Origin of the sequence: Hwangdonia sp. (genome assembly GCF_048381975.1) — a bacterium.
GTDB classification, from domain to species: domain Bacteria; phylum Bacteroidota; class Bacteroidia; order Flavobacteriales; family Flavobacteriaceae; genus Hwangdonia; species Hwangdonia seohaensis.
Genome location: NZ_JBLWYT010000001.1, coordinates 459,398 through 483,415, shown reverse-complemented (window position 1 = coordinate 483,415; position 24,018 = coordinate 459,398). Strand labels below are relative to the sequence as shown.

The following is a 24,018-nucleotide window of genomic DNA, read 5'->3' as shown; positions in this document are numbered from 1 at the left end:
AATTCGAGAACATTCTTTATGATAAAAAAATTAAAAAAGTATTTAGACTTTAAACTTATAGCCATTCTATCGTTTGTCTATTTGCTATTTATTATTATTTATTCTTCAAAAAACGCCTATTTACGAATCTTAATCAAAAGAAAAACAGATTGGGGAGAATTTGTTTTTAACAATGTTTTAGACTGGTGCCTAATTATAATCTTTATGGTTTTTATAGCCATTACCACAAAGTATTTAATGAGTAAAAAAACAAAGCTCATTTTAATTGCTTTTATACATTTATTTTTTTCGTTTTTTATAGGCGCATTTACCATTGGTATTTCGTGGTGCATTGATATGCTCAGAAACCCTTCGGATGAAGTTAACTTTTCTTTTGAAGAGCTTTGTATAACTTTTATAAGACTGGTGGATTTACATTTTTTAATCTACATATCCTTAGTGGCGCTAATCTATATGTATTACTATTTGAAAAAAGTTGAAGAAAGCAAAATACAAACCATAAAGCTTCAAGAGCAACTTTCAAAATCGCATTTAAAATTTCTTCAATCTCAAATGCATCCGCATTTTCTATTCAACACGTTAAACGGGATTCATTCCTTAATGGATATAAATATTGAAAAGTCTAAAACCATGGTTGTCGATTTAAGTGATCTTTTAAGAAATGTATTGGATAAAAAAGATGAGAATTTAATTGAACTGCAAGAAGAACTGAAAATACTTAAAAAATACATCCACATTAAAAAAACGCGCTTTTCGGACCAACTTAATATTCATCTCAATATCGAAGCGGGTTTGGAAAATGTTTTGGTGCCCAACATGCTCATTCAGCCCATTGTCGAGAATTCCACCAAACACGGTTACGGCACGGAATTTATTTCATTGGAAATTATAATCGATATTTATAAAAAAAACGAAAAGCTTATTATTAAAGTTCAAAATGATGGAAAAGCGTTAAAAGAGAAACTTCCCGCTTTGCTAAAAAAAGGTACGGGACTTAAAAACATTAAAGAACGATTGGCCTCCTTATATGGCAACAATTATAAGTTCAAAATTTATAACGAATCTGGTAAAGTGGTTACCAAGGTAAGCTTCCCTATAAAATTATCGATATCTAAAATTGAAAAAGAATTTTAACCCTTTCTAACTTTTTGCTCCCATTTCCAAGCAGAACGCATGGCATCATCAAGGGTTAATTCCGTTTTCCAACCTAACTCGTTATTGGCCTTGGTGGTATCGGCATAGGCCGAAATAATATCGCCTTCTCGTCTGCCAACAATTTTATAATTTAGCTTTTCTCCCGAAACTTTTTCGAAGGCTTTAACCACTTCCAAAACAGAGCTGCCTTTTCCTGTTCCTAAATTAAAGGTTTCGTAATTTGCTTTGTTTTTATTTTGCAATAAGCGATTAAGCGCCACAACATGTGCTTTGGCTAAATCGACTACATGAATGTAATCGCGGATACACGTCCCGTCTGGCGTTGGATAATCGTCACCAAAAACGGATAACTGCTCACGAATACCAATAGCTGTTTGGGTAATAAATGGCACCAAATTTTGTGGTACGCCTATAGGCAATTCCCCTATTTTTGCCGATTCGTGCGAACCAACCGGATTAAAATAGCGTAATGCAATCGCTTTTAAGCTTGGGGTTACTTTACAGGTATCGCTTATAATTTCCTCACCTATTTGTTTGGTGTTACCGTATGGCGATTCCGCTTGTTTTACTGGCGCATTTTCGGTTATTGGCAATTCATCGGCTTGACCGTAAACCGTACAAGAAGAACTGAAAATAAATGACGCCGAAGGTAATTTTTTCAACTCTTTTAAAATATACACCAGCGTAGAAATGTTGTTTTCGTAATACAACAATGGTTCTTGCACACTTTCGCCAACCGCTTTACTTGCCGCAAAATGAATCACCCCTTTTATGTCGTTATGCTTTGCAAAGAAGTGTTCTACTTTCGGTCTATCCTTTAAATCCAGTTTTTCAAAAATTGGAGTTTTTCCCGTAATAGCGGAAATACCATCTAAAACATTTTCAGAAGAATTCGACAAATCATCAATAATAACAACCTCGTAGCCTTCGTTTTGTAATTCTACAACCGTATGCGAGCCAATAAAACCTAAACCGCCTGTAACTAATATTTTATCCATTTATAAAATTTATAAGAGTTGATGTGATATATTCGATTTGTTCGTCATCCAATTCCGTGTGCATGGGTAACGAAATAACATCTTTAACCAATTGATTGGTAACAGTAAAATCTGCTTCGTTATAACGCGTATCAGCATAAGCCTTTTGCCTGTGAAGCGGAATTGGATAATACACTCCACACGGTATGTCGTGTGCGTTTAAGTGCTTTACCAAAGCATCTCTATCTACACCTTTTACCTTTAAGGTGTATTGATGGAACACGTGATTATCATCACTCCCCGTTCTAAAAGGAATTTCAACGTTATTTATATTTTTAAATGCCGCATCGTATTTGTTGGCGGCCTCTCTTCGTCTATCGCAATAATCATCTAAATACGGTAATTTTGCATCTAAAACAGCCGCTTGAATACTATCTAATCTGGAATTCACTCCAACAACATCGTGATGGTAACGCTCGTACATCCCGTGATTTACAATACCTCTAATCGTGTGCGCTAAATCATCATCGTTTGTAAAAATGGCACCACCATCGCCATAACAACCTAGGTTTTTTGATGGAAAAAACGAGGTAGAGCCCACGTGGGCAATAGTTCCGGCTTTGGCTTTTGTTCCGTCTTTATAGGTATATGTGGCACCAATGGCTTGCGCGTTATCTTCAATAACAAATAAATTATGGGATTTTGCAATCTCCATGATAGCTTCCATATCAGCACACTGCCCAAACAAATGCACAGGAACTATGGCCTTTGTTTTTGGTGTGATGGCTTTTTTAATGGCTTCAATATTTATATTGAAATCATCCGGATTAACATCTACTAAAACCGGGGTTAAATTTAGCAAGGCGATAACCTCTACAGTCGCTGCAAAAGTAAAGTCGGCCGTAATAACCTCATCACCTGGCTTTAAGCCTAATCCCATCATGGCAATTTGCAACGCATCGGTACCATTGGCACAGGGAATAACATGTTTTACATTGAGATACTGCTCTAAATTCTTTTGAAACTCATGAACTTTAGGCCCGTTTATAAATGAGGTGGTGTCAATAACCTCCTGAATTGCTGGGTTTACAACATCTTTTATTTGATTGTACTGACCTTTAAGGTCTACCATTTGAATTTTCTTCATCTAAAAAATTTTATAGTTCATTTATACTAAGAAAATAAATGAACATTATTTTAATGAATACACTTTTTAATAGCTTTAATGTAGCGAAATTACAAAATTCATAAGCGTTAACCAACGTATTTATTTTAAAGAAATGTATTTTAGCATTAAAGAAATAAAATTGGGTTTAATTTATAATTTATTAATTTATTTGGCACAATTGGGCTTAAAATGTGTTGCGCCATTTAACAAAAAAATTGCATTAGGCGTTAAAGGACGCTCTGAAACTTTCAACATTCTAAAAAATAACCTTAACAAAACCGACAAAACGCTTTGGTTCCATTGTGCCTCTTTGGGCGAATACGAACAAGGTCTTCCTGTTTTTAAAGCCTTACGCGAGCATTACAAAACACATAAAATCGTGCTCACTTTTTTTTCGCCTTCTGGGTACCAAATTCGTAAAAATTCACCCATTGCCGATGTTGTTGTTTATTTGCCAATAGATACAAAAAGGAATGCCAAAACCTTTTTAAATATGGTAAACCCCGAACTTACCATTTTTGTTAAATATGATATTTGGCCCAATTTTTTAAATGAATTAAAACAACGGCAATTACGCGCTGTTTTAATTTCGGCCGCATTTAGGGAAAATCAATCGTTTTTTAAATTTTACGGCAAAACACTGCGGGATGCTTTATTTACTTTCGAACATATTTTTACTCAAAACAAAGCTTCAAAAACATTGTTGGAGTCCATAAACTACAATCGTGTTACCGTTTCTGGCGACACCCGTTTCGATCGTGTTTACAGTCAATTAAACCAAAACAATCGGTTAGATTTTATCGAAGATTTTAAGGGCAACAACTTATGCGTTGTAGCTGGAAGCAGTTGGTTACCGGACGAAAATTTATTTGTAGATTACATTAATAATGAAACCGCAAAGGGTGTAAAATTTATATTGGCGCCTCATAATATTAATAATGCCCAAATAAAAAACTTAAAAGAAAAATTACATACCGAAACCGTTTTATTTAGCGAAAAAAATGAAAAGGACTTCTCGCAAGCACAGGTGTTTATTATTGACACCATAGGCTTGCTAACTAAAATATACCATTACGCCGATATAGCTTACGTTGGTGGCGCCATGGGAAACACGGGCTTGCACAACACCTTAGAGCCCGCCGTTTTTGGTGTTCCTATTATTATTGGGAATAATCACGTTAAATTTCCTGAGGCTAAATCTATGATTGATATTGGCGGGATGTTTTCTATTTCCAATCAAAAAGAATTCAATACCATATTAAATGAACTTGTTGAAAACGAGGACAAAAGACTGGATTCGGGTAGTAAGAATTTAGATTACATTAAAAAAAACAAAGGCGCTGTCATCCAAATCCTCGATTATCTGCGTATATAGAATGATTTTAATATCAAATGTTAAAAAATTAACACAATCTTAATAGGTTTTAACAATAAGTTATTAAATTCGTAATCTAGATTTTAAAAATTAACACTAAAACAAAAACCAATGAAAAAATTATTTTTGAGCACTGCTTTATTGCTAGTATTAGGCTTATCATTTACATCTTGTAGAGACACCAAAAAGGCAGAAGATTCAATAGAAGAGGCTGTAGAAGCTACAGAAGAAGCTGTAGAAGAAGCTGCTGATGCCATTGAAGACGCTGTTGATGATGCAGGTGACGCTATAGAAGAAGCCGGTGATGATGCTGGTGAAGCAATAGATGAGGCTGCTGACGCTGCTGGCGAAGCTGTAGACAAGGCTGCTGAAAGTGCAACACAAAAAGTAAAAGAAGCTACCGGCGGAAATTAAAAAACGTCTAAAGTTTAAAGAACCACCTTTTAGGTGGTTTTTTTATGCTTAAAAGTTAAATACATAAAACAAAAAAAGCCGAAACGAATGTTTCGGCTTTTCATCTGTACTGAAGACGGGACTTGAACCCGTACGTCCTAATGGACATTGGATTTTAAGTCCAACGTGTCTACCAATTCCACCACTTCAGCAACTTTGGTATGTTTTAAGAAAGTTTTCAGAGCGAAAGACGGGATTTGAACCCGCGACCCCCACCTTGGCAAGGTGATGCTCTACCCCTGAGCTACTTTCGCAGTAATTATAATGAACGAGCAATATCGCTATTGCGGATGCAAATTTAAAATATTTCTAGGAATTCCAAAGCCTTTTTAGAGAAATTATAAAATTATTTTTACGCTTGTTTTTTCTTCACCAACATCCGCTTAATTTCGTTCAATTTCATTAGCGCTTCAACAGGTGTAAGTGTATCAATATCAATGTGTAGAATTTCTTCTTTTATATTCTCCAACAATGGATCGTCTAAATTAAAGAAGCTTAACTGCATCTCGTCGTTTAACGATTTTACTTTATCGGTGAGTTCTTCACTTGAGTGCGATTGCTCTAGTTTTTTTAATATTTTGTTCGCACGATGCAAAACCTGCTGTGGCATGCCCGCCATTTTTGCAACGTGAATACCAAAACTGTGCGCGCTTCCACCTTCAACCAATTTTCGTAAAAAAAGCACATTGTCTTTTAATTCTTTTACAGACACATTAAAGTTTTTTATGCGCGAAAAAGTCTCGCTCATTTCATTTAACTCGTGATAATGTGTGGCAAACAGGGTCTTGGGTTTTGCAGGATGCTCGTGTAAATACTCACTAATTGCCCAAGCAATCGAAATACCGTCATAGGTACTTGTACCTCTTCCAATTTCATCTAAAAGCACCAAACTTCTGTCGGAAATATTATTCAATATTGAAGCCGTTTCGTTCATTTCTACCATAAACGTAGATTCTCCCATCGAGATATTATCGCTGGCACCAACCCTTGTGAAAATTTTATCCACCAATCCAATTCGAGCGGTTTTGGCCGGCACGAAACTTCCTATTTGCGCCAATAAAACAATGAGTGCGGTTTGACGTAAAATAGCCGATTTACCAGACATATTAGGTCCAGTAATCATAATGATTTGCTGTGTTGTTCTATCTAAAAACACATTGTTTGCAATATAGTTTTCGCCAATGGGCAATTGCTTTTCGATAACGGGATGCCTCCCATCCTTTATATCCAAATCAAACGAATCGTCAATAGTGGGATAACTGTATTTATTCTCTTTTGCCAATTGCGAAAACCCACATAAACAGTCTATTTGCCCAATTAAATAAGCATTTTGCTGTACGGGTTTTATATACTGATTTAACCAAATTACCAATTCTGAAAACAACTGCTGCTCAATGGCTAAAATGCGTTCTTCAGCACCTAAAATTTTGGCTTCGTACTCTTTAAGCTCTTCGGTTATATACCGTTCGGCATTAACCAAAGTCTGCTTTCGTATCCACTCTTCCGGCACTTTATCTTTGTGCGTGTTACGGACTTCAATATAATACCCGAACACGTTATTCGAGGCTATTTTAAGCGATGTAATGCCCGTGCGCTCACTCTCGCGCTCCAACATAGCATCCAAATAATTTTTTCTGGATTTTGACAACGCCCTTAACTCGTCCAATTCCGAAGAAAATCCAACAGCAATACTATTTCCTTTTAAAACATTAACGGGTGCTTCTTCATTTAAAGTTTCCTTTATTTTCTCACGAAGCACATCGCAACCTTGTAATTTATCGCCAATAATTTTAAGCGATTCGTTATCACAATTTGAAGCCAACGCCTTTATGGGCACAATAGCTTCTAAAGAATTTTTAAGCTGAATAACCTCGCGCGGATTTACTTTTTCTGTGGCCACCTTAGAAATTAAACGTTCTAAATCGCCAATATGCTTGATGTGATTCTGAATTTTTTGAAGCGTTGATTTGTCTTTGGTCAAAAAACTAACCACTTCGTGTCGCTGTTTTATTTTTTCAACATGTTTCAAAGGCAATGCCAACCAGCGTTTTAACAACCTGCCGCCCATGGGCGAAATGGTTTTATCAATCACATTTAATAGCGTTACGGCATTGTTATTTGTAGAGTGATAAAGCTCTAAATTCCGGATGGTGAATTTGTCCATCCACACATAATCATCTTCCGCTATTCTAGAAATTGAAGTAATGTGCTGCAATTTATTATGTTGCGTTTCGCCCAAATAATGCAAAATAGAACCTGATGCAATAATGCCTTCGTACAAATCTTCAATACCGAAGCCTTTAAGCGTTTTTGTGTTGAAATGTTTGGTTAGGGTTTCGTAGGCATAATCGGTTTGATAGACCCAATCCTCTAAATAAAAGGTATGAAAATCGTCGCCAAAGGTGTCGTTAAAAAGAGTGCGCTTTTGTTTGGACACCAACACTTCGCTCGGGCTGAAATTTTGAAGTAACTTATCGATATATTCCGCATTGCCTTGCGAGGTTAAAAATTCGCCTGTTGAAATATCCAAAAACGAAATGCCAATATATTTTTTTTCAAAATACACCGAACATAAAAAGTTGTTGGATTTCGATATTAAGACCTCATCGTTTAAAGCCACACCAGGCGTAACCAATTCGGTAACACCACGTTTTACAATGGTTTTGGTTTGCTTTGGGTCTTCAAGCTGATCGCAAATAGCAACCCGCTCGCCCGCTTTTACCAACTTAGGCAAATACGTGTTTAACGAGTGGTGCGGAAAACCGGCCAACTCAATTTCGCTTTCGCTACCTGCACCGCGTTTGGTTAAAATAATACCTAAAATACCCGCCGTTTTTACGGCATCACTTCCAAAGGTTTCATAAAAATCGCCAACACGAAACAACAACAAAGCATCAGGATACTTGGCCTTAATGGCGTTGTACTGTTTCATTAACGGTGTTTCTTTTTTTGATTTTTTTGCCAACGGAATTTTGTTTTTAAGTAAGTTTGCTAATGTAATTAATTATTGATGTTTTTTTAAGCCGAAACGCTAGAAGTTATCTACAATTATTAACAAAATACTAACTTTTAGGTCGCTGCGAATACACGAATGATTGACTTGAAAAGATTTGTATGGGTTTAAGAAAATATCCGTGCTTTCATGGCGAATAAATAAAATTAAGATTTCCGCCTTCGCGGAAATAAAAAAACGATATTCAATGCGCAAACTAAAAAATAGCGAATTAGACCGATTAAGCATTCATGCTTTTAAAGACGCCCAAAAAACACCGTTAATCATTATTCTCGACAACATTAGAAGCTTAAATAACATTGGTTCGGTTTTTCGAACCAGTGACGCCTTTTTAATCGAAAAAATTTATTTGTGTGGCATTACGGCAACGCCTCCGCATAAAGACATACATAAAACCGCATTGGGAAGTACCGAAACGGTAGATTGGGAATACGCCGAAAACACTTTAGATGTGGTTGAAAAACTTAAAGCCGAAAACGTAAAAATATGTGCGATTGAGCAGGCCGAAAATGCCACCATGCTTAACGATTTTACAGTTTTACCCAACACCAAATACGCCTTGGTTTTTGGCAACGAGGTAAAAGGTGTTGCCCAAAATGTGGTAAACATTAGCGATGTGGTTATTGAAATTCCTCAATTTGGCACCAAACATTCTTTAAATATTTCGGTGAGCTGTGGCGTTGTGGTTTGGGATTTGTTTAGCAAACTTAATTGCAGTGACTAAAAAACCAAAACAGCCTTGGCCCACAAAAGCAGTGATGCATCAAATTTACGAAAGGCATCTTTGGGGCGGAAACGAGACCGATTTTTATTCGGGAGAAGGCTCGCACAATCCAGAAATCACAAAGCCATATTTAGAGGCGGTCTCCACATTTTTAAAATCTTTTACAAACCCGCTAACGGTATGCGATTTAGGTTGTGGCGATTTTAATATCGGCAAGCAACTCACCAAATACACTAAAAAATATAGTGCCGTAGATATTGTTGAATCCCTTATTGAAAGAAATAAAACATTATTTAAAGAAGACAACTTAGAGTTTCGCTATTTGGATATTTCAAAAGAAGCACTCCCCCAAGCAGACTGCGTTATTTTACGGCAAGTTTTGCAGCATTTATCGAATGCTGAAATACAAAACATTTTAAAAAAATTAAAAACTTATAAATACATCATTCTAACGGAACATATACCTTTGGGTAACTTTACCCCGAACAAAGACATCATTTCCGGGCAAGGGATTCGGCTAAAACAAAACAGCGGTGTTAACATTTTGGAAGCGCCTTTTAATTTTAAGATTAAAAATGAAAAACAACTTAACAAGTATGTTTTGGATGATAAAAAAGGACGTATTGTAACGACGTTGTTTGAGGTGTTTTAGCGGTGGTTTTTTGAGTGAACTCGTTTTTGTCATTCCGTGCTTGACACGGAATCCAATAATAATCGAAACTGAAATGTAGATTCCTGCCTTCGCAGGAATGACAAAATTAACTTACAATTCAACTTGGTTCTAATTTTAAAAAAAATTAACTTCGCTTATCGGTGGATATTAATCATTGAAACAGATTGATATGCAAAAACCATGGTAAAACATTTAATGAAAAACTGATTGGAACCATTTAAACTAATAGAAAGAGTTAACTCCTTAGATACTTTTCTTGAATTTATCAAAGCTCTAATGCTTGACAAAAGAGAGGAAGACGAAAAAGAAAATTAGAACCATCATCACCTTATTCATCCGGACATAATGGTTGGGAACATAATGATATTGCTTCACTTCTTGATGCTATACACGCTGGCACAAAGGACAGTGGGTTTTCTGAAGAGGCAAGTTGGAAAAATTTTGCAGAAATAATTTATATTGGGAAAATCTACGAATAATGAAAATTACTTGGAACGACTTAAAGATTGATTTTAAACACATTGACCAAAATCGGTTGACAGAAAGTTGGAGTTGGTTAATCGGAACTGATAAAAAACCAATTTTAATGTCTAGTATTGGGGATTTATTTCTTGCTGATGAAAAAGGGTTCTGCTTTTGGCTTAATGTTGGAGAGGGAATTTTCGAAAAAGTGGCTGACAACATCGAAGAGTTTAAATCTAAACTAAAAGACAGTGAACAAGTTGACGAATGGTTTTTAATTGGACTTATAGAAAAATTAAAAGAAAGCGGACTTGAGTTAACCGAAAAGCATCTTTACGGATATAAAAAATTGCCCGTTTTAGGTGGAGAATATGAGCCAGAAAATTTTGAATTAACTGATATTGAAGTTCATTTCGAATTAAGCGGACAAATTCATAAACAAATTAAAGATTTGCCAGACGGAACAAAAGTCAATTTAACAACAACCGAATAAAAAACGTTTTACAACACGATGTATAAAACATAGCTAATAAGTACAAAACCGAAAGGTTTTTTATATTTAGAAAGTCCGCCAAATTTTTAATTTGGCTTTAAAAAGAGAAAAACTAAAACAAAATATAAAAATTTGGCTCTATATTAATCCGAAAAGTTAGTGTCTTTTTACACGCTACGTTTCATATACAAAACCGATAAGCGGAACTCCAAAATCACATCCCACAAATCTCATCCAAAACCCATAAATAATCCCCTCGATTTTCAACAAAATCCCTGTCGGAAATATCAATGATTTTTACATTAAAATCGCTTTGGGTTTTTAAAAATTCCAAATAACCCGCGTTTATTTTTTCCAGGTATTCGTTGTCTATATTCTGCTCGTAATCGCGTCCGCGTTTTTTAATGTTTTGTTGCAACCGTTCGGTGTTTTGATACAAATACACGTATAATTCAGGCTTTTTTAAATCTTTGTACATCAAATTAAAAAGCTTTCGGTATAACATAAACTCATCTTCAGCCAAAGTAATCTTTGAGAAAATAAGCGATTTAAACACGTCGTAATCGCTCACGATAAAATCTTTAAACAAATCGAGTTGCGCCAAATCGTCTGATATTTGCTGGTAGCGATCGGCCAAAAAACTCATCTCCAAAGTAAAGGCGTAACGCTGGGCATCTTCGTAAAATTTAGGCAAAAACGGATTATCGGCAAAACGTTCTAAAATAAGTTTCGCATTAAAATCGTGCGCCATTTTAGTAGCTAAACTGGTTTTTCCGGCGCCAATATTCCCCTCAATGGCAATGTAGTTGTATTTTGAAAAATCATAGACTTTGCTCGGATTTTTCAACCAAATATTAATGGGTTCCAAAACCGATTCGTCTTCACATTCCGCCAACAAAACCGAGACGACTTTATGGTTTTTGGGGTGCTTTATTTTAGATGCAATATCGTTAAGCGGTTGCAGTACAAACCTGCGTTTTTCCATTTCGGGATGCGGCACTTGAAGTGTTTGGGTATCGATAATTTGGGTTTCGGCAAAAACAATGTCCAAATCAATGGTTCGGGCTTCATAACCCGCTCTCTTTTTTCGGGTGCGCCCTAAAGCGGTTTCAATAGACAACAGTTCCTGTAACACCTGTTCCGCACTCAAATGCGATTCCAATACCGCACAGGCATTAAAAAAATCATCACTTTCAAAACCAAAAGCAGGCGATTTATAAACTTTCGAAATCAGTTTTATATGCCCTATCTTTTTATGAATGGCATCCATGGCGTTTTGTAAATTTTTAAATTTATCGCCTTTGTTGCTGCCTAATGCAATATAAAATGTAGTTGGTTTTTTCATTGAGAAAGCAAATTAACTAAAACAATTTTTAATCCTTTATATTTACGAGACGTATTTATTCACAATTATTGGTTCTCGATACAATGCTCTTGTGTAGCATCACTCAAACTTGTTTAGAACTGACAATAATGAATAACGAATGTCACTTTGAGTGATTCCGGTTTTTTCATCGGTATTGTATCGAGAAGCTATAGAAATCAAAATTTAAAACAATTAAAATAAGTATATAGAATCAGACAAGTTCTCGATACAATGCTCCTGCGTCGCATCACTCGAACTGACAATAAATTATTTATTCACAATTTATATGACATTAAAAGACAAACTTGCGGCACAGCGTATTTACATGCTTTTAGGGGCGCTATTTATAACATCGTTGGTGGTTTCAAACTTGATTTTTCAAAAGTTTTTTTATTGGCACCCGTTGGACATTGAGGTTTTTGGGAGCAAACTTTTTATTGTGTCGGTTGGTATTTTACCCTATCCCATTACCTTTTTAATCACCGATTTAATTAGCGAGATTTACGGTAAAAAGCGGGCAAATCAAGTAGTGGTTACCGGTATTTTTGCCTCTTTATTTTCGGTATTAATTGTTTATGTTGCCGATGTGGTTCCCGCTTTTGCAGATTCGCCCATTAACGATTCTATTTTTACAAAAGTATTTGGCCGAACCATTTTAGCCGTTGGCGCCAGCATGACGGCCTATTTATTTGCGCAATTTGTAGATATTCAAATTTATCATTTCTGGAAAAAACTCACCCGTGGCAAATACCTTTGGCTGCGCAATAATTTCTCGACGTGGTTATCGCAATTTGTCGATACCTTTTCGGTTGTTTTTCTGTTGTGCTTTTTCGAGGTTTTGCCCTGGAGTCTTTTTAAAGGCTTATTGGTTAGCGGGTTTTTATTTAAGGTTTTTGTAGCCGCTTGCGACACGCCTTTTTTATATTTGGGCGTATATTTATTCAGAAAACGTTTTAATTTAAAGGTAAATGAAGAGATAGATTTACTTTAATTTCTTTTAAGTTAATATTACTTTCGTTAAGGTTAAACTTTTATTAAACTTTTTAGTTATTTAAACTTAAACACAAACACACTCGTATATTTATATAAACTCGTTTTTATGAAAAAAGCTTTAAAAATTATTGGCATTACATTACTAATTATCATTGTACTTTTAATTGCAATTCCTTTTGCGTTTCAAGGCCAAATTAAAGACATGGTTAAGCGATTTATAAACGAGAACGTCAATGCCAAAGTGGAGTTTAGCGATGTTAGCCTAAGTTTTATCAGTAGCTTCCCGCAAGCCCATGTTAGCGTAAGCGATTTGGTGATTACCAATTTTGCGCCTTTTAAAGACGAAACGTTGGCCACCGCAAAAAACATCGCGTTTACCATGCCTATTAAAGAGCTGTTTAAAAAAGCCGACGACGACCCGATAACCGTAAATTCCATTGATGCCGACGAAGTTTTATTAACCTTAAAAACAAATAAATTTGGCGATGTTAATTATGATATTGCCAAAGCAGAAGAAAAGGCTTCAACCGAAACACCATCAAGTAGTTTTCCCTTTAATCTTGAAGAGTACAGCATCAACAACAGTGCGTTAACGTATTTGGATGAAGCTTCAAATATGATCATCCACGTATCTGAAATAAACCATACAGGCAACGGTATTTTTTCCGCGGAAGCGTCAGAATTAAACACCAAAAGTGAAGCCAATTTGAGCATTACCATGGATAGCACTACCTATTTAAGCAACAACCCCGTAAAATTGGATGCTTTAATTGGGTTGGATTTAAACAACAGCATTTACACCTTTAAAGAAAACAAAGGTTTTATTAACGATTTGCCTTTGGAGTTTCAAGGTTTTGTGAAGCTGTTGGAAAACGGACAGGAGATCGATATCACTTTTAAAAACCCGGAATCTGATTTTAAAAATTTCTTGGCGGTGATTCCAAAAGCCTATTCAAAAAATATTGACGATGTACAAACGACGGGCGATTTTAAAATAAGCGGTATTATAAAAGGGTTGAATTCGGATGAAACCATTCCTAATTTAGACATTACTATCACTTCAAACAACGCCTCGTTTAAATATCCCGATTTGCCAAAACGTGTGAGCAATATTTCCATAAATACATCAATAAAAAACACCACGGGCAATGTAGATGATACGTTTATAGCCATTGATATACTCGATTTTAAAATTGATGACGATGTGTTTAAATCGTCGGCAACCTTAAAAAACATCACCAAAAACATGTTGGTTAACGCCAATATTGACGGGGTTTTAAATTTAGCCAACATTACCAAAGTGTACCCCATTGAATTGGATAATGCGTTGAGCGGTATTTTAAAAGGAAAAATCAATACTTCTTTTGACATGAAAGCCATTGAAACCAATGCTTATGAGCGTATTAAAAATAACGGTTCGGCCAGCATTACCGATTTTGTGTTTTCATCGGAAGATATTGTAAACCCCATTCATATTTCAAAAGCAGATATGACCTTTAATCCGGGAACGGTTTCGTTAAATCATTTTAAAGCCAAAACGGGAGATAGCGATTTAAACGCTACCGGAACGATTAAAAATCTACTGGGTTTTTTATTGAGCGACAACACCTTGCAAGGGAATTTTAACGTGAATTCCAACGTATTTAAAGTGAGTGATTTTATGAAAGAAGATGAAGCTTCCGCTGAAAACAAAACGACAACAAATACCGAATCGCTAAAAATTCCCGCCTTTTTGGATTGTACCATTAATGCCGATGCCAAAACCGTGGTTTACGACAATTTAAATTTAAAGGATGTTAAAGGCACGCTGTTAATTAAAGACCAGCAAGCCACCTTAAAGAACATGACCTCCAGTATATTTGACGGCGCGTTATCGATTACCGGCGATGTGTCAACAAAAAGCGAAACACCCACTTTTAATTTAAATTTGGGCGCTAATGGGTTTGATATTGCGCAATCGTTTAACAACATGGAATTGCTTCAAAATTTAGCGCCCGTAGCCAAATTGCTCGCTGGTAAATTAAATACAACCATTAATCTTTCGGGTAAATTAGACGAAACATTTTCACCCGATTTGGTTAGCATGTCCGGTAACGCTTTCGCGGAATTATTAGCAACTCGAATTGGCGCAAACCAAAGTGAATTGATAACAAAACTTGAAGGCGCACTAAATTTTATAGACTTTAAAAAATTGGATTTAAAGGATTTAAAAACCAAACTGGAATTCGCCAACGGACAAGTAAGCGTAAAACCATTTCAAATAAAATACGACGATATTGTAATTAATGTTTCGGGCTCCCACGGTTTCGATAAAACCCTAAATTACAGCGCTATTTTTAACGTACCCGCAAAATATTTAGGCAGCGAGATCAACCAGTTAATTGGAAGAATCAACACCGAAGAAGCTAAAAATATCGCCATTCCCGTTACGGCCAATATTGGTGGCTCTTACACGAGTCCGACCGTAAAAACCGATTTAACCAGTGGCATTAGCAGCCTAACAAAACAACTTATTGAGATTGAAAAACAAAAACTATTAAATCAAGGCAAAGACAAAGTAAAGGATTTAATTGGTGATGTTATTGGCAACAATAAAACCAAAACCGACTCGCTTAAAAAAGAACAAAACAATACGGTTAAAGATGTTTTAGGTGGTATTATCAATAAAAACAAAACACCAACAGATTCTACAAAAACAAATACCAATGATGCGGTTAAAAATGTGCTTGGAGGTTTATTGGGCGAAAAGAAAAAAGCAACGGATACGGTTAATTAGTTGTTAGGAATTGCCCAAATTTATCATTCGAACAATATTTTTATTAAATATAATGGAATGAAGTGTTTATCTAAAATTATTTGAAGGCTTCAATTTTGGAATACAAATACCCAAAATCTTTAAAATTGCCCAAAATCTTTAAAAAAACACTAAATTTTGTTCGTTTTTGCCCGTTTTTACATAAAAAATGGTTAAAAATTAGGTTTTATAAAATATAAAGTTATGTTGTATGGCGATAATTTTTTAAATTTTATATAAATAGATATGAGGCAATTAAAAATCACCAAACAAGTTACTAATAGAGAGTCTAAATCGCTTGATAAATATCTACAGGATATTAGCAAAATACCGTTAATTACCGCAGATGAGGAAGTGGAGTTGGCTCAAAAAATTCGCCAAGGCGATCAAAAAGCATTAGATAAACTTACAACCGCTAACTTGCGCTTTGTTGTTTCAGTCTCAAAACAATACCAGAATCAAGGCCTATCGTTACCCGATTTAATTAACGAAGGCAATGCTGGCTTAGTAAAAGCGGCCAAACGATTTGATGAAACCAGAGGTTTTAAATTTATTTCTTATGCTGTTTGGTGGATTCGACAAGCAATTCTTCAAGCTTTAGCAGAACAATCTCGAATAGTTAGATTACCTTTGAACAAAATTGGTTCTATAAATAAAATAAACAAGGCTTATTCATTTTTAGAACAAGAGCATGAAAGAGCGCCGAGTGCTGAAGAAATTGCTAAAAACCTAGACCTTTCGGTTAAAAACGTAAAGCAGTCTTTGAAGATTTCTGGCAGACATGTTTCAATGGATGCGCCTTTAAAAGAAGGGGAAACATTTAGTTTGTACGATGTTGTAATGTCTGATGAATCGCCAAAACCAGATAATGGTTTAATGAGAGATTCCTTAAACATAGAGTTAAATAGAGCATTGGACACATTATCGGAAAAAGAGGCCGAGGTAATACGAAACTATTACGGCATAAGTAAAAAGCATCCCATGAGCCTTCAGGAAATAGGCATTTCGTTTGGGTTAACACGCGAACGCGTAAGACAAATAAAAGAAAAAGGTATCCGCAGATTGCGACATACCTCTAAAAGTAAAGTATTAAAAACGTATTTAGGATAGTCCTAAAACAAGAAACCATTAAAAAAAATATATGCTAAAAATTATTGTAAAAGATGGCGAAAACATCGAACGCGCCTTAAAACGTTACAAAAGAAAACACCGTAACATTAAAGTTATGCAGAATTTAAGAGACGGACAGTTTTTTACTAAACCTTCAGTGAAAAGACGTCGCGAAATTCAAAAAGCCGCTTACATTCAAAGGTTACGAGATCAAGAAGATATATAGTTTTCTAGTTTCTTTACAAAACATAAAGGCTGTCTAAAAAAAGGGCTTAACGCTTGTTAATTTGAGCTAAGCCAATTTTTCAATGCAATAAAATCTGTGCATTCAAACTATCGTTTAGGTTAAATATTCACTTTTTTTTTAGACAGCCGCTTTATTAGTAAATTTCCAAAGGTTCCAACATGCTTTTAAAAAACGGCTAGCTTCTATAGCCTATAGGGTTGTCTTCATAAAAATCATCAAAAGTTTTAGTGGTTGTATAATTGTCTTTTAAAACCTTATAAACCGTAATAACCACAAAAAGCTGCCCGAAACACATAAGATAAAACACCCAGTTAAAAGGCATGTTTAGTGACGCCATAATGGTTAACGTTACCAACAAGAGTGTTGCAATAACAACATAAAATATACCTGTAATTTTCATTTTTTACTTTCAATTTACTAAATAACAGGGTTTTATGAAAATTTACAGCGTTAAAAATAGTATAAAACTACGGCAAGCTTATTTGAACAACCAAGCCTTCATTGGCGCGAATATTAAAAACGGTATCGTCTTCAAATATTAAATATTGGCCTTTTAATCCAACCAACGTTCCAGTGTATTGTTGCTGCTTGATAATATTCAAGCTTTTAGGTTTTAAAGGATATTTATAAACAGGGAAATCTATGTTTGTTTCCGTATTATTTTCGATAAAATAGTCTTTAGCCTCATCCGGAATGTATTGCTTCAGTCGCTCACGCCACTCTACTAAATCTTCATCTTCCACATCGTTTTTAAGCATTTTCCGCCAGTTGGTTTTATCGGCCACATGGTCTTTTAAAGCTACTTCGGTTATACCTGCCAAATACCTGTTTGGTACTTCTACAATTTCAATGGCTTCGTGTGCGCCTTGATCTATCCAACGTGTCGGCACTTGCTGTTTTCGGGTAACTCCAACTTTTACGTTACTGGAATTTGCCAAATACACAATGTGTGGCTGCAACTGTACTTTCTTTTCATAGGCCAAATCGCGGTCTTCTTTACCCAAATGTGCCGTACTTAATTCGGGGCGCATAATCCAATCTGCCGCTTGAGGCACTTCAAAAAAACATTGCTTATCAAAGCCTTGTCGGTAAATGGGCTTATCCAATCCGCAATTTAAACACTGATATTTAACAAATTGCATAGTTATGGTTTTGTTCAACAGCTGATTCATGTTTAAAAAATCGTTTTCAAACACCAAATAATATTGAATGGGTTGCGAAAACTCTGTTTCCATTTTTGTTAAAACACCTTGGTAGGTCATCTGTTTAAAATTTTTAATTGTTTCAGAATGTAACAAAAATTTTATCACATTCAGGAATTCGCATCAAAATTTCAAACATTTATTTGAAAAACCTAAATGTTAATTTTTGATACGCATTTCATAAAAAAAAGTCTTATTTTTAAGAACTTAAAGATAAAATAAATATGCCAATTCCTTTAGTAAATTCTATTGCTTCTTGGTTTTTAAAAAAACGATTTCATCAAATCGATTTATTTTTAAAATACCCAAACGAAGTACAAAACGAATTGCTTTTAAGCCTTATAAACACTGCTAAAGATACCGAAATTGGCAAACAGTACGATTTTGCGTCCATTACCAATTACAGCACATTTGCAGAGCGTATACCTATAAAAAACTACGAAGGTTGGCAGGATGTTATTGAGCGATCGCGCAGGGGTGAAACCAATATCTTTTGGCCGAGTCCCATAAAATGGTTTGCAAAATCTAGCGGCACCACCAATGCCAAAAGTAAATTTATTCCGGTTAGCAGCGAATCTTTAGAAGACTGCCATTACGCCGCCGGAAAAGACTTGTTGTGCATGTATCTCAACAATAACGAGGATTCGCAGTTGTTTACGGGCAAAAGTTTACGCTTGGGCGGAAGTAAGGAATTGTACAAAGAAAACGGTACTCTTTTTGGTGATCTGTCGGCCATTTTAATCGACAACATGCCTTTTTGGGCAGAATTTAGCAGCACCCCAAGCAACAAAGTCTCGTTAATGAGCGATTGGGAATATAAGATGCAAGCTATTGTTGATGAAACCATAAACGAGAATGTTACCAGTTTGGCCGGCGTGCCCTCATGGATGCTCGTGCTATTAAACAATGTTTTGAAAACCACGGGCAAACAGAGTTTATTTGATGTTTGGCCCAATTTAGAGGTGTACTTTCATGGCGGTGTTAGTTTTACGCCTTATGTCGATCAATACAAAAAAATACTGCCTAAAAACAGTTTTAAGTATTACGAAATATACAATGCTTCAGAAGGATTTTTTGCCATTCAAGACCAAAACAATTCAAGTGAATTATTATTGATGTTGGATTACGGCATTTTTTATGAATTCATTCCCATGGATGTTTATGCAACTTCGGAAGAAAAAGCTATTCCGTTAAGCGACGTAAAGCTCAACCAGAATTACGCGGTGGTCATCACCACAAATGCCGGTTTATGGCGTTATAAAATTGGTGATACCGTTCGGTTTACTTCTTTGCATCCGTATAGAATAAAGGTTTCCGGCAGAACCAAACACCATATTAATGTTTTTGGCGAAGAACTTATTATTGAAAATGCCGAAGATGCCTTGAAAAAAGTGTGCAAGCGCACCAAAGCTGAAATTGTAGATTACACGGCTGCACCCATTTTTATGAACGGCAAAGAAAAGGGCGCACACGAGTGGCTGATTGAATTTAAAACACCACCAAAAGACCTGGGTTATTTTAATGAATTGTTCGACAATACTTTAAAGGCGTTAAACTCAGATTACGAAGCTAAACGCTACAACAACTTAACCCTTAACAAACCTAAAATACACATGGCTCGTGAACGCTTATTTTATGATTGGCTTAAGGAGAACAACAAATTAGGCGGCCAACATAAAATACCCAGACTCTCCAACACCAGGGATTATTTAGATGATTTGCTGCGTTTAAATACCTAAATTTTCAACGATCAAAAGCCGCTGACAAACAATGACTTAACGAATTAAATCGTACTTAGTCTAGTAAATTTCATTTTATATTGGATTAACAACTATTTTTAAATTCCTAATTAATCCAAAACCCTCTTTTAAAATGAAAACCAAGGTATTCGTTATCATTTGTCTTATCTCAAATTTAATATTTAGCCAAGGGTCAAATCTCATCGCAGGAAATATCAACACCTCAAAATCCGCTTTAACATATACTAATAATACTTCAGTTTCACCTATCGACATTGGTGCTAACGGTTTTGATTTTGAGCTTTTAGATGCTGGCGTTAATACCAAATACTCAGAAATTGGCACTGGTTTTTTTAGAAATAAACTCATTTTGGTGTCGACCAAAAAACTGGGTGGATTAGCAAAAATTGATGTGAACACAAACGAAGCTTACAAAGAATTGTTTTGTTTGGATATTAGTAAAAACGGAACACTAAGCCGGCCTTTATTATTTTCAAGGATATTGAACACCAACGATAATGAAGACCAACTTACGTTTTCACCAGATCAAAAAACCGTTTATTTTACAAGAAGTAACCGAAAAAATTCACTCGAATATAAATTATACAAAGCCAATCTGGAAGAAGGCTCGCACGGAAATTGGGTTAATGTGGAACTGCTAAGCATTAATAAAAACAATGTTTCCATTGAAACGCCTTTTTTAAACCGAAGGGGCGACAAGCTTTATTTCGCTTCTAATATGCCCGGATCTATTGGCGGCTACGATATTTATGTAGCCAACGTTAAGGCCGATGGCACTTTAGACACACCTAAAAATCTAGGGCATTCCATTAACACCACTTCCGATGAAAAATACCCATCGTTATCTATGGATGGGAAACATTTATATTTCTCCTCAAAAGGGCATCAAAGTTTTGGTGGTTATGATTTGTTTGTAAGTAGAATTCTGAGTGATTCGTATAAAGCACCAAGAAATCTTGGAAACACCATCAATACCAGTTACGACGAAATTGCCTATTTTTTAGCCACAAAAACCAAAGGTTATGTGTCTTCAAACAAACCCAACGGGAAAGGCAGTTTTGATATTTATACAGCGGTTAATGACGAAATTGTTCAATCTATACAAGGAAAAGCCATTGATTTGGTTACAAAAATCAAATTGCCAAATACGCTTATCATATTAAAAGATGAAGACAACAATGAAGTAGCAAGACAAATGACAAATGCCTCCGGGGCATTTAACTTTGACAATATTGTGCCTTTTGAATTGTACACGTTGCACACCGAAAAAGATGGTTTTAAAGATGCTGCATTTGAATTTTTAGCAAATAGAAATTTTGATACAACATACAATAAAGATTTAGAGCTGAATACTACCGAACCCGTGATTGCCGAAGTTGATGATGAATTAAGAATTGTGTTGGAAAATATTTATTTCGATTTTGCGAAGTACAGTATTAAAGAAGAGTCGACTATTTCGTTAAATAAAATCATAAAAGTACTAAATGATAATCCAGATATTACACTAGCTATTAATGCACATACCGATATTAGAGGCAACGATGCTTATAATTTGAAATTATCTAAACAAAGAGCAAAATCTGCAGTAAACTATTTAATTAAAAACGGAATTTCCAAAAGCAGATTATCATCAAAAGGTTACGGCGAAACAAAACCGTTAATTGATTGCAAAACCAATTCGTGTACCGATGAGGAGCATCAATCTAACCGTCGTATCGAGTTTGTTATTTTGGATTAAGGGACACCGTTGTTTATTAAACCCGACTAAATGCAAGGTTAAAAAGTGTTTAAACGAGTATTTCGTCTAATCATCTAAAAGCTTAAAAAACTTTTTGTGAACTATATAATTAAATATACTTTTAAAACGTATTAATTGCTATACGACAAAAATTCAACATAATATTTTTAACAATCCTCATTAAAAAACTGTTGTATTCTAATAAAAAATTAGTCATAGTGTCCATTATTAATTAACATCCATAAAACAAAAAACCACGCAAATTGCGTGGTTTTTTTATAGTCTTTAAGTCCTGAAAACTTAAGAAACCGCTTTGAGTTTCTTTATTGTGGTTTTGGTTAATTTGCCTTCAGCGTACATTTTAGTAACATTAAGTTTCTTTTCGTCGCTACTTGGCAATTCAAACATGGCATCGGTTAATATTTCTTCGCATAACGAACGTAATCCTCTTGCACCAAGTTTATACTCAATGGCTTTCCCCACTATAAAATCAAGAGCGCCATCGGTAATGGTAAACTCTATATCGTCCATGGCAAACAGCTTTTTATACTGCTTTATAATGGCGTTTTTAGGCTCTGTTAAAATAGCGCGCAAGGTTTTAGCATCCAACGGATCCATATAGGTTAGCACAGGAAGTCGCCCAATAATCTCAGGAATTAATCCAAAATCCTTCAAATCTTTCGGAATAATATATTGAAGCAAATGATCTTGGTCTACCACATCATCAGACATGGAAGCGCTATAACCAACCGCTTGCATATTTAATCGTTTAGAAATTACACGGTCAATGCCATCAAAAGCACCACCGGCGATAAACAGGATATTTTCGGTATTAACCTCAATAAATTTTTGGTCCGGATGTTTACGTCCGCCCTTAGGTGGCACATTTACAACGGTACCTTCCAAAAGCTTTAGTAAAGCTTGCTGCACCCCTTCGCCCGAAACGTCGCGCGTAATAGATGGGTTATCGCTTTTACGGGCAATCTTATCAATTTCATCAATAAAAACAATACCTTTTTCCGCTTTTTCCAAATTATAATCGGCCGCTTGAAGCAATCTTGTTAAAATACTTTCTACGTCTTCGCCAACATAACCTGCTTCGGTTAAAACGGTAGCATCAACAATGGCCAAAGGCACATTAAGCATTCTTGCCACTGTTTTGGCCATTAGTGTTTTTCCCGTTCCGGTTTGTCCAACCATAATAATATTCGATTTTTGAATGTCGATATCATCATTTGATAGCGGTTGCAATAACCTTTTATAGTGATTATAAACAGCAACAGACATCACTTTTTTGGTCATGTCCTGTCCTATAATATATTCGTCTAGAAAATCTTTAATTTGTTGCGGCTTTCTTAGCTTCAACTCAGCAGATAAGTCACTGCTATCGGTTTGCTTGGATTCTTCAATCACAATACCATGCGCCTGCTCAATACAGCGGTCGCAAATATGAGCATCCAATCCAGCTATTAATAAATTCGTTTCTGGTTTTTTTCGCCCACAAAACGAGCATTCTAATTCTTCCTTTGCCATTAATCTTTATATTTAAGAAGATGAGAATTCTTATAAATCCCTCTATAACAATCTTATAAAATTACAAAAAAATTATTTAACTACGGACTAAAATCTCATCAATCATACCGTATTCTTTAGCTTTATCGGCTTTCATCCAATAATCTCTATCGCTATCTTCAAACACTTTGTCGTAATCTTGACCCGAATGCTTACTAATTATTTTGTAAAGTTCTTCCTTTAAGGTTAAAATTTCTCTTGCCGTAATTTCAATATCACTGGCTTGCCCTTGCGCACCACCAAGTGGTTGGTGAATCATAACACGAGAGTGTGTTAAACCACTGCGTTTTCCTTTTTCGCCAGCGCACAATAACACGGCGCCCATGGATGCTGCCATTCCGGTGCAAATAGTGGCCACATCTGGTTTTATAAACTGCATGGTATCATAAATACCTAAACCTGCATATACACTTCCACCCGGAGAGTTGATATAAATTTGTATGTCTTTTGAGGCATCGGTACTTTCAAGAAACAGTAATTGTGCTTGAACAATATTAGCAACTTGGTCGTTAATTCCTGTTCCTAAAAAAATGATTCTGTCCATCATTAAACGCGAAAATACATCAAAAACGGCGATGTTCATTTGGCGTTCTTCAATAATATTTGGTGTGAGGTTTGTTGGGTACATACTACTGATGATTTTATTGTAATACGTACTGCTAATTCCTTGATCTTTTATCGCGAATTTTTCAAACTCTTTTGCGTAATCCATAGTTAATTTTAATAATTTACTCGATAATCGA

General features: G+C 35.5%; 20 protein-coding genes and 2 tRNA genes. 12 read left to right on the top strand and 10 right to left on the bottom strand.

Translation table 11 applies throughout. The features are described from left to right. The first annotated feature begins 18 nt into the window (after window positions 1-18). Entirely contained in the window at window positions 19-1,134 is a 1,116-nt protein-coding gene (locus ACN5J7_RS02110; RefSeq protein ID WP_418602455.1) for a sensor histidine kinase, read from the top strand. On the opposite strand, the gene galE is transcribed toward ACN5J7_RS02110, so the two are convergent. Together galE and ACN5J7_RS02100 are read right to left on the bottom strand one after the other, a co-directional pair. Continuing rightward, window positions 1,131-2,153, bottom strand: a complete 1,023-nt coding sequence (gene galE / locus ACN5J7_RS02105) for a UDP-glucose 4-epimerase GalE (protein ID WP_418602454.1) — start codon at window positions 2,151-2,153, stop codon at window positions 1,131-1,133. The genes ACN5J7_RS02110 and galE overlap by 4 nt on opposite strands. Next, a complete protein-coding gene (locus tag ACN5J7_RS02100) occupies window positions 2,146-3,279 on the bottom strand; it encodes a DegT/DnrJ/EryC1/StrS family aminotransferase (RefSeq protein WP_418602453.1) in 1,134 nt (377 codons plus the stop codon). The genes galE and ACN5J7_RS02100 overlap by 8 nt, the downstream gene beginning before the upstream one ends. Before the next feature lie 133 nt (window positions 3,280-3,412). Between ACN5J7_RS02100 and ACN5J7_RS02095 the strand changes: the two genes are divergently transcribed. Beyond that, window positions 3,413-4,675 carry a 3-deoxy-D-manno-octulosonic acid transferase gene (locus ACN5J7_RS02095; protein WP_418602452.1) on the top strand — a complete coding sequence of 421 codons (1,263 nt, stop codon included), beginning with the start codon at window positions 3,413-3,415 and terminating at the stop codon, window positions 4,673-4,675. Window positions 4,676-4,801: 126 nt separating this feature from the next. After that, the gene (locus ACN5J7_RS02090; protein ID WP_311937396.1) at window positions 4,802-5,089 is read left to right on the top strand and encodes a hypothetical protein; all 288 of its coding nucleotides are present in this window, start codon (window positions 4,802-4,804) and stop codon (window positions 5,087-5,089) included. Window positions 5,090-5,196: 107 nt separating this feature from the next. On the opposite strand, the gene ACN5J7_RS02085 is transcribed toward ACN5J7_RS02090, so the two are convergent. The 3 genes from ACN5J7_RS02085 to mutS form a co-directional block, all read right to left on the bottom strand. After that, window positions 5,197-5,280 (bottom strand) — tRNA-Leu (locus ACN5J7_RS02085). A gap of 30 nt (window positions 5,281-5,310) precedes the next feature. Beyond that, window positions 5,311-5,382, bottom strand: a tRNA-Gly gene (locus ACN5J7_RS02080). A 98-nt stretch (window positions 5,383-5,480) separates the two neighbouring features. Beyond that, window positions 5,481-8,093 carry a DNA mismatch repair protein MutS gene (gene mutS, locus ACN5J7_RS02075; protein WP_418602451.1) on the bottom strand — a complete coding sequence of 871 codons (2,613 nt, stop codon included), beginning with the start codon at window positions 8,091-8,093 and terminating at the stop codon, window positions 5,481-5,483. Between the two features lie 235 nt (window positions 8,094-8,328). On the opposite strand from mutS, the gene ACN5J7_RS02070 reads away from it, so the two are divergent. The 3 genes from ACN5J7_RS02070 to ACN5J7_RS02060 all read left to right on the top strand — a co-directional run bounded on the left by ACN5J7_RS02070 (window position 8,329) and on the right by ACN5J7_RS02060 (window position 10,493). Continuing rightward, window positions 8,329-8,865 carry an RNA methyltransferase gene (locus ACN5J7_RS02070; RefSeq protein WP_311937387.1) on the top strand — a complete coding sequence of 179 codons (537 nt, stop codon included), beginning with the start codon at window positions 8,329-8,331 and terminating at the stop codon, window positions 8,863-8,865. Continuing rightward, on the top strand, window positions 8,858-9,517 hold the full coding sequence (locus tag ACN5J7_RS02065; RefSeq protein WP_311937383.1) for a class I SAM-dependent methyltransferase: 660 nt from the start codon (window positions 8,858-8,860) through the stop codon (window positions 9,515-9,517). The genes ACN5J7_RS02070 and ACN5J7_RS02065 overlap by 8 nt, the downstream gene beginning before the upstream one ends. Window positions 9,518-9,968: 451 nt before the next feature. Then, window positions 9,969-10,493: a T6SS immunity protein Tdi1 domain-containing protein gene (locus ACN5J7_RS02060; protein WP_311937380.1), complete on the top strand. Its 525-nt coding sequence runs from the start codon at window positions 9,969-9,971 to the stop codon at window positions 10,491-10,493. Between the two features lie 214 nt (window positions 10,494-10,707). On the opposite strand, the gene folK is transcribed toward ACN5J7_RS02060, so the two are convergent. After that, window positions 10,708-11,838 (bottom strand): 2-amino-4-hydroxy-6-hydroxymethyldihydropteridine diphosphokinase, encoded by a 1,131-nt coding sequence (gene folK, locus ACN5J7_RS02055; RefSeq protein ID WP_418602450.1) that lies wholly within the window; start codon window positions 11,836-11,838, stop codon window positions 10,708-10,710. Window positions 11,839-12,145: 307 nt separating this feature from the next. On the opposite strand from folK, the gene ACN5J7_RS02050 reads away from it, so the two are divergent. From ACN5J7_RS02050 to rpsU, 4 genes are all read left to right on the top strand, one after another. Next, window positions 12,146-12,850: a queuosine precursor transporter gene (locus tag ACN5J7_RS02050; RefSeq protein ID WP_311937372.1), complete on the top strand. Its 705-nt coding sequence runs from the start codon at window positions 12,146-12,148 to the stop codon at window positions 12,848-12,850. Between the two features lie 108 nt (window positions 12,851-12,958). Then, a complete protein-coding gene (locus ACN5J7_RS02045) occupies window positions 12,959-15,628 on the top strand; it encodes an AsmA-like C-terminal region-containing protein (RefSeq protein ID WP_418602449.1) in 2,670 nt (889 codons plus the stop codon). Between the two features lie 264 nt (window positions 15,629-15,892). Further along, window positions 15,893-16,756, top strand: coding sequence for a sigma-70 family RNA polymerase sigma factor (locus tag ACN5J7_RS02040; RefSeq protein WP_418602448.1), 864 nt, complete (start codon window positions 15,893-15,895; stop codon window positions 16,754-16,756). 31 nt (window positions 16,757-16,787) lie between these two features. Beyond that, window positions 16,788-16,982, top strand: coding sequence for a 30S ribosomal protein S21 (gene rpsU / locus ACN5J7_RS02035; protein WP_316981883.1), 195 nt, complete (start codon window positions 16,788-16,790; stop codon window positions 16,980-16,982). A gap of 196 nt (window positions 16,983-17,178) precedes the next feature. On the opposite strand, the gene ACN5J7_RS02030 is transcribed toward rpsU, so the two are convergent. Beyond that, window positions 17,179-17,403, bottom strand: a complete 225-nt coding sequence (locus ACN5J7_RS02030; protein ID WP_311937362.1) for a hypothetical protein — start codon at window positions 17,401-17,403, stop codon at window positions 17,179-17,181. Window positions 17,404-17,470: 67 nt separating this feature from the next. Beyond that, window positions 17,471-18,265: a DUF2797 domain-containing protein gene (locus ACN5J7_RS02025; protein WP_311937360.1), complete on the bottom strand. Its 795-nt coding sequence runs from the start codon at window positions 18,263-18,265 to the stop codon at window positions 17,471-17,473. Window positions 18,266-18,429: 164 nt separating this feature from the next. On the opposite strand from ACN5J7_RS02025, the gene ACN5J7_RS02020 reads away from it, so the two are divergent. Further along, window positions 18,430-19,944 (top strand): GH3 auxin-responsive promoter family protein, encoded by a 1,515-nt coding sequence (locus tag ACN5J7_RS02020; RefSeq protein WP_311937356.1) that lies wholly within the window; start codon window positions 18,430-18,432, stop codon window positions 19,942-19,944. A 133-nt stretch (window positions 19,945-20,077) separates the two neighbouring features. Continuing rightward, window positions 20,078-21,703, top strand: a complete 1,626-nt coding sequence (locus ACN5J7_RS02015; protein ID WP_418602447.1) for an OmpA family protein — start codon at window positions 20,078-20,080, stop codon at window positions 21,701-21,703. Window positions 21,704-22,003: 300 nt separating this feature from the next. On the opposite strand, the gene clpX is transcribed toward ACN5J7_RS02015, so the two are convergent. Next, window positions 22,004-23,236, bottom strand: a complete 1,233-nt coding sequence (gene clpX, locus ACN5J7_RS02010; RefSeq protein WP_311937351.1) for an ATP-dependent Clp protease ATP-binding subunit ClpX — start codon at window positions 23,234-23,236, stop codon at window positions 22,004-22,006. A gap of 76 nt (window positions 23,237-23,312) precedes the next feature. Beyond that, entirely contained in the window at window positions 23,313-23,987 is a 675-nt protein-coding gene (gene clpP / locus ACN5J7_RS02005) for an ATP-dependent Clp endopeptidase proteolytic subunit ClpP (RefSeq protein ID WP_418602446.1), read from the bottom strand. Window positions 23,988-24,018: the final 31 nt, after the last annotated feature.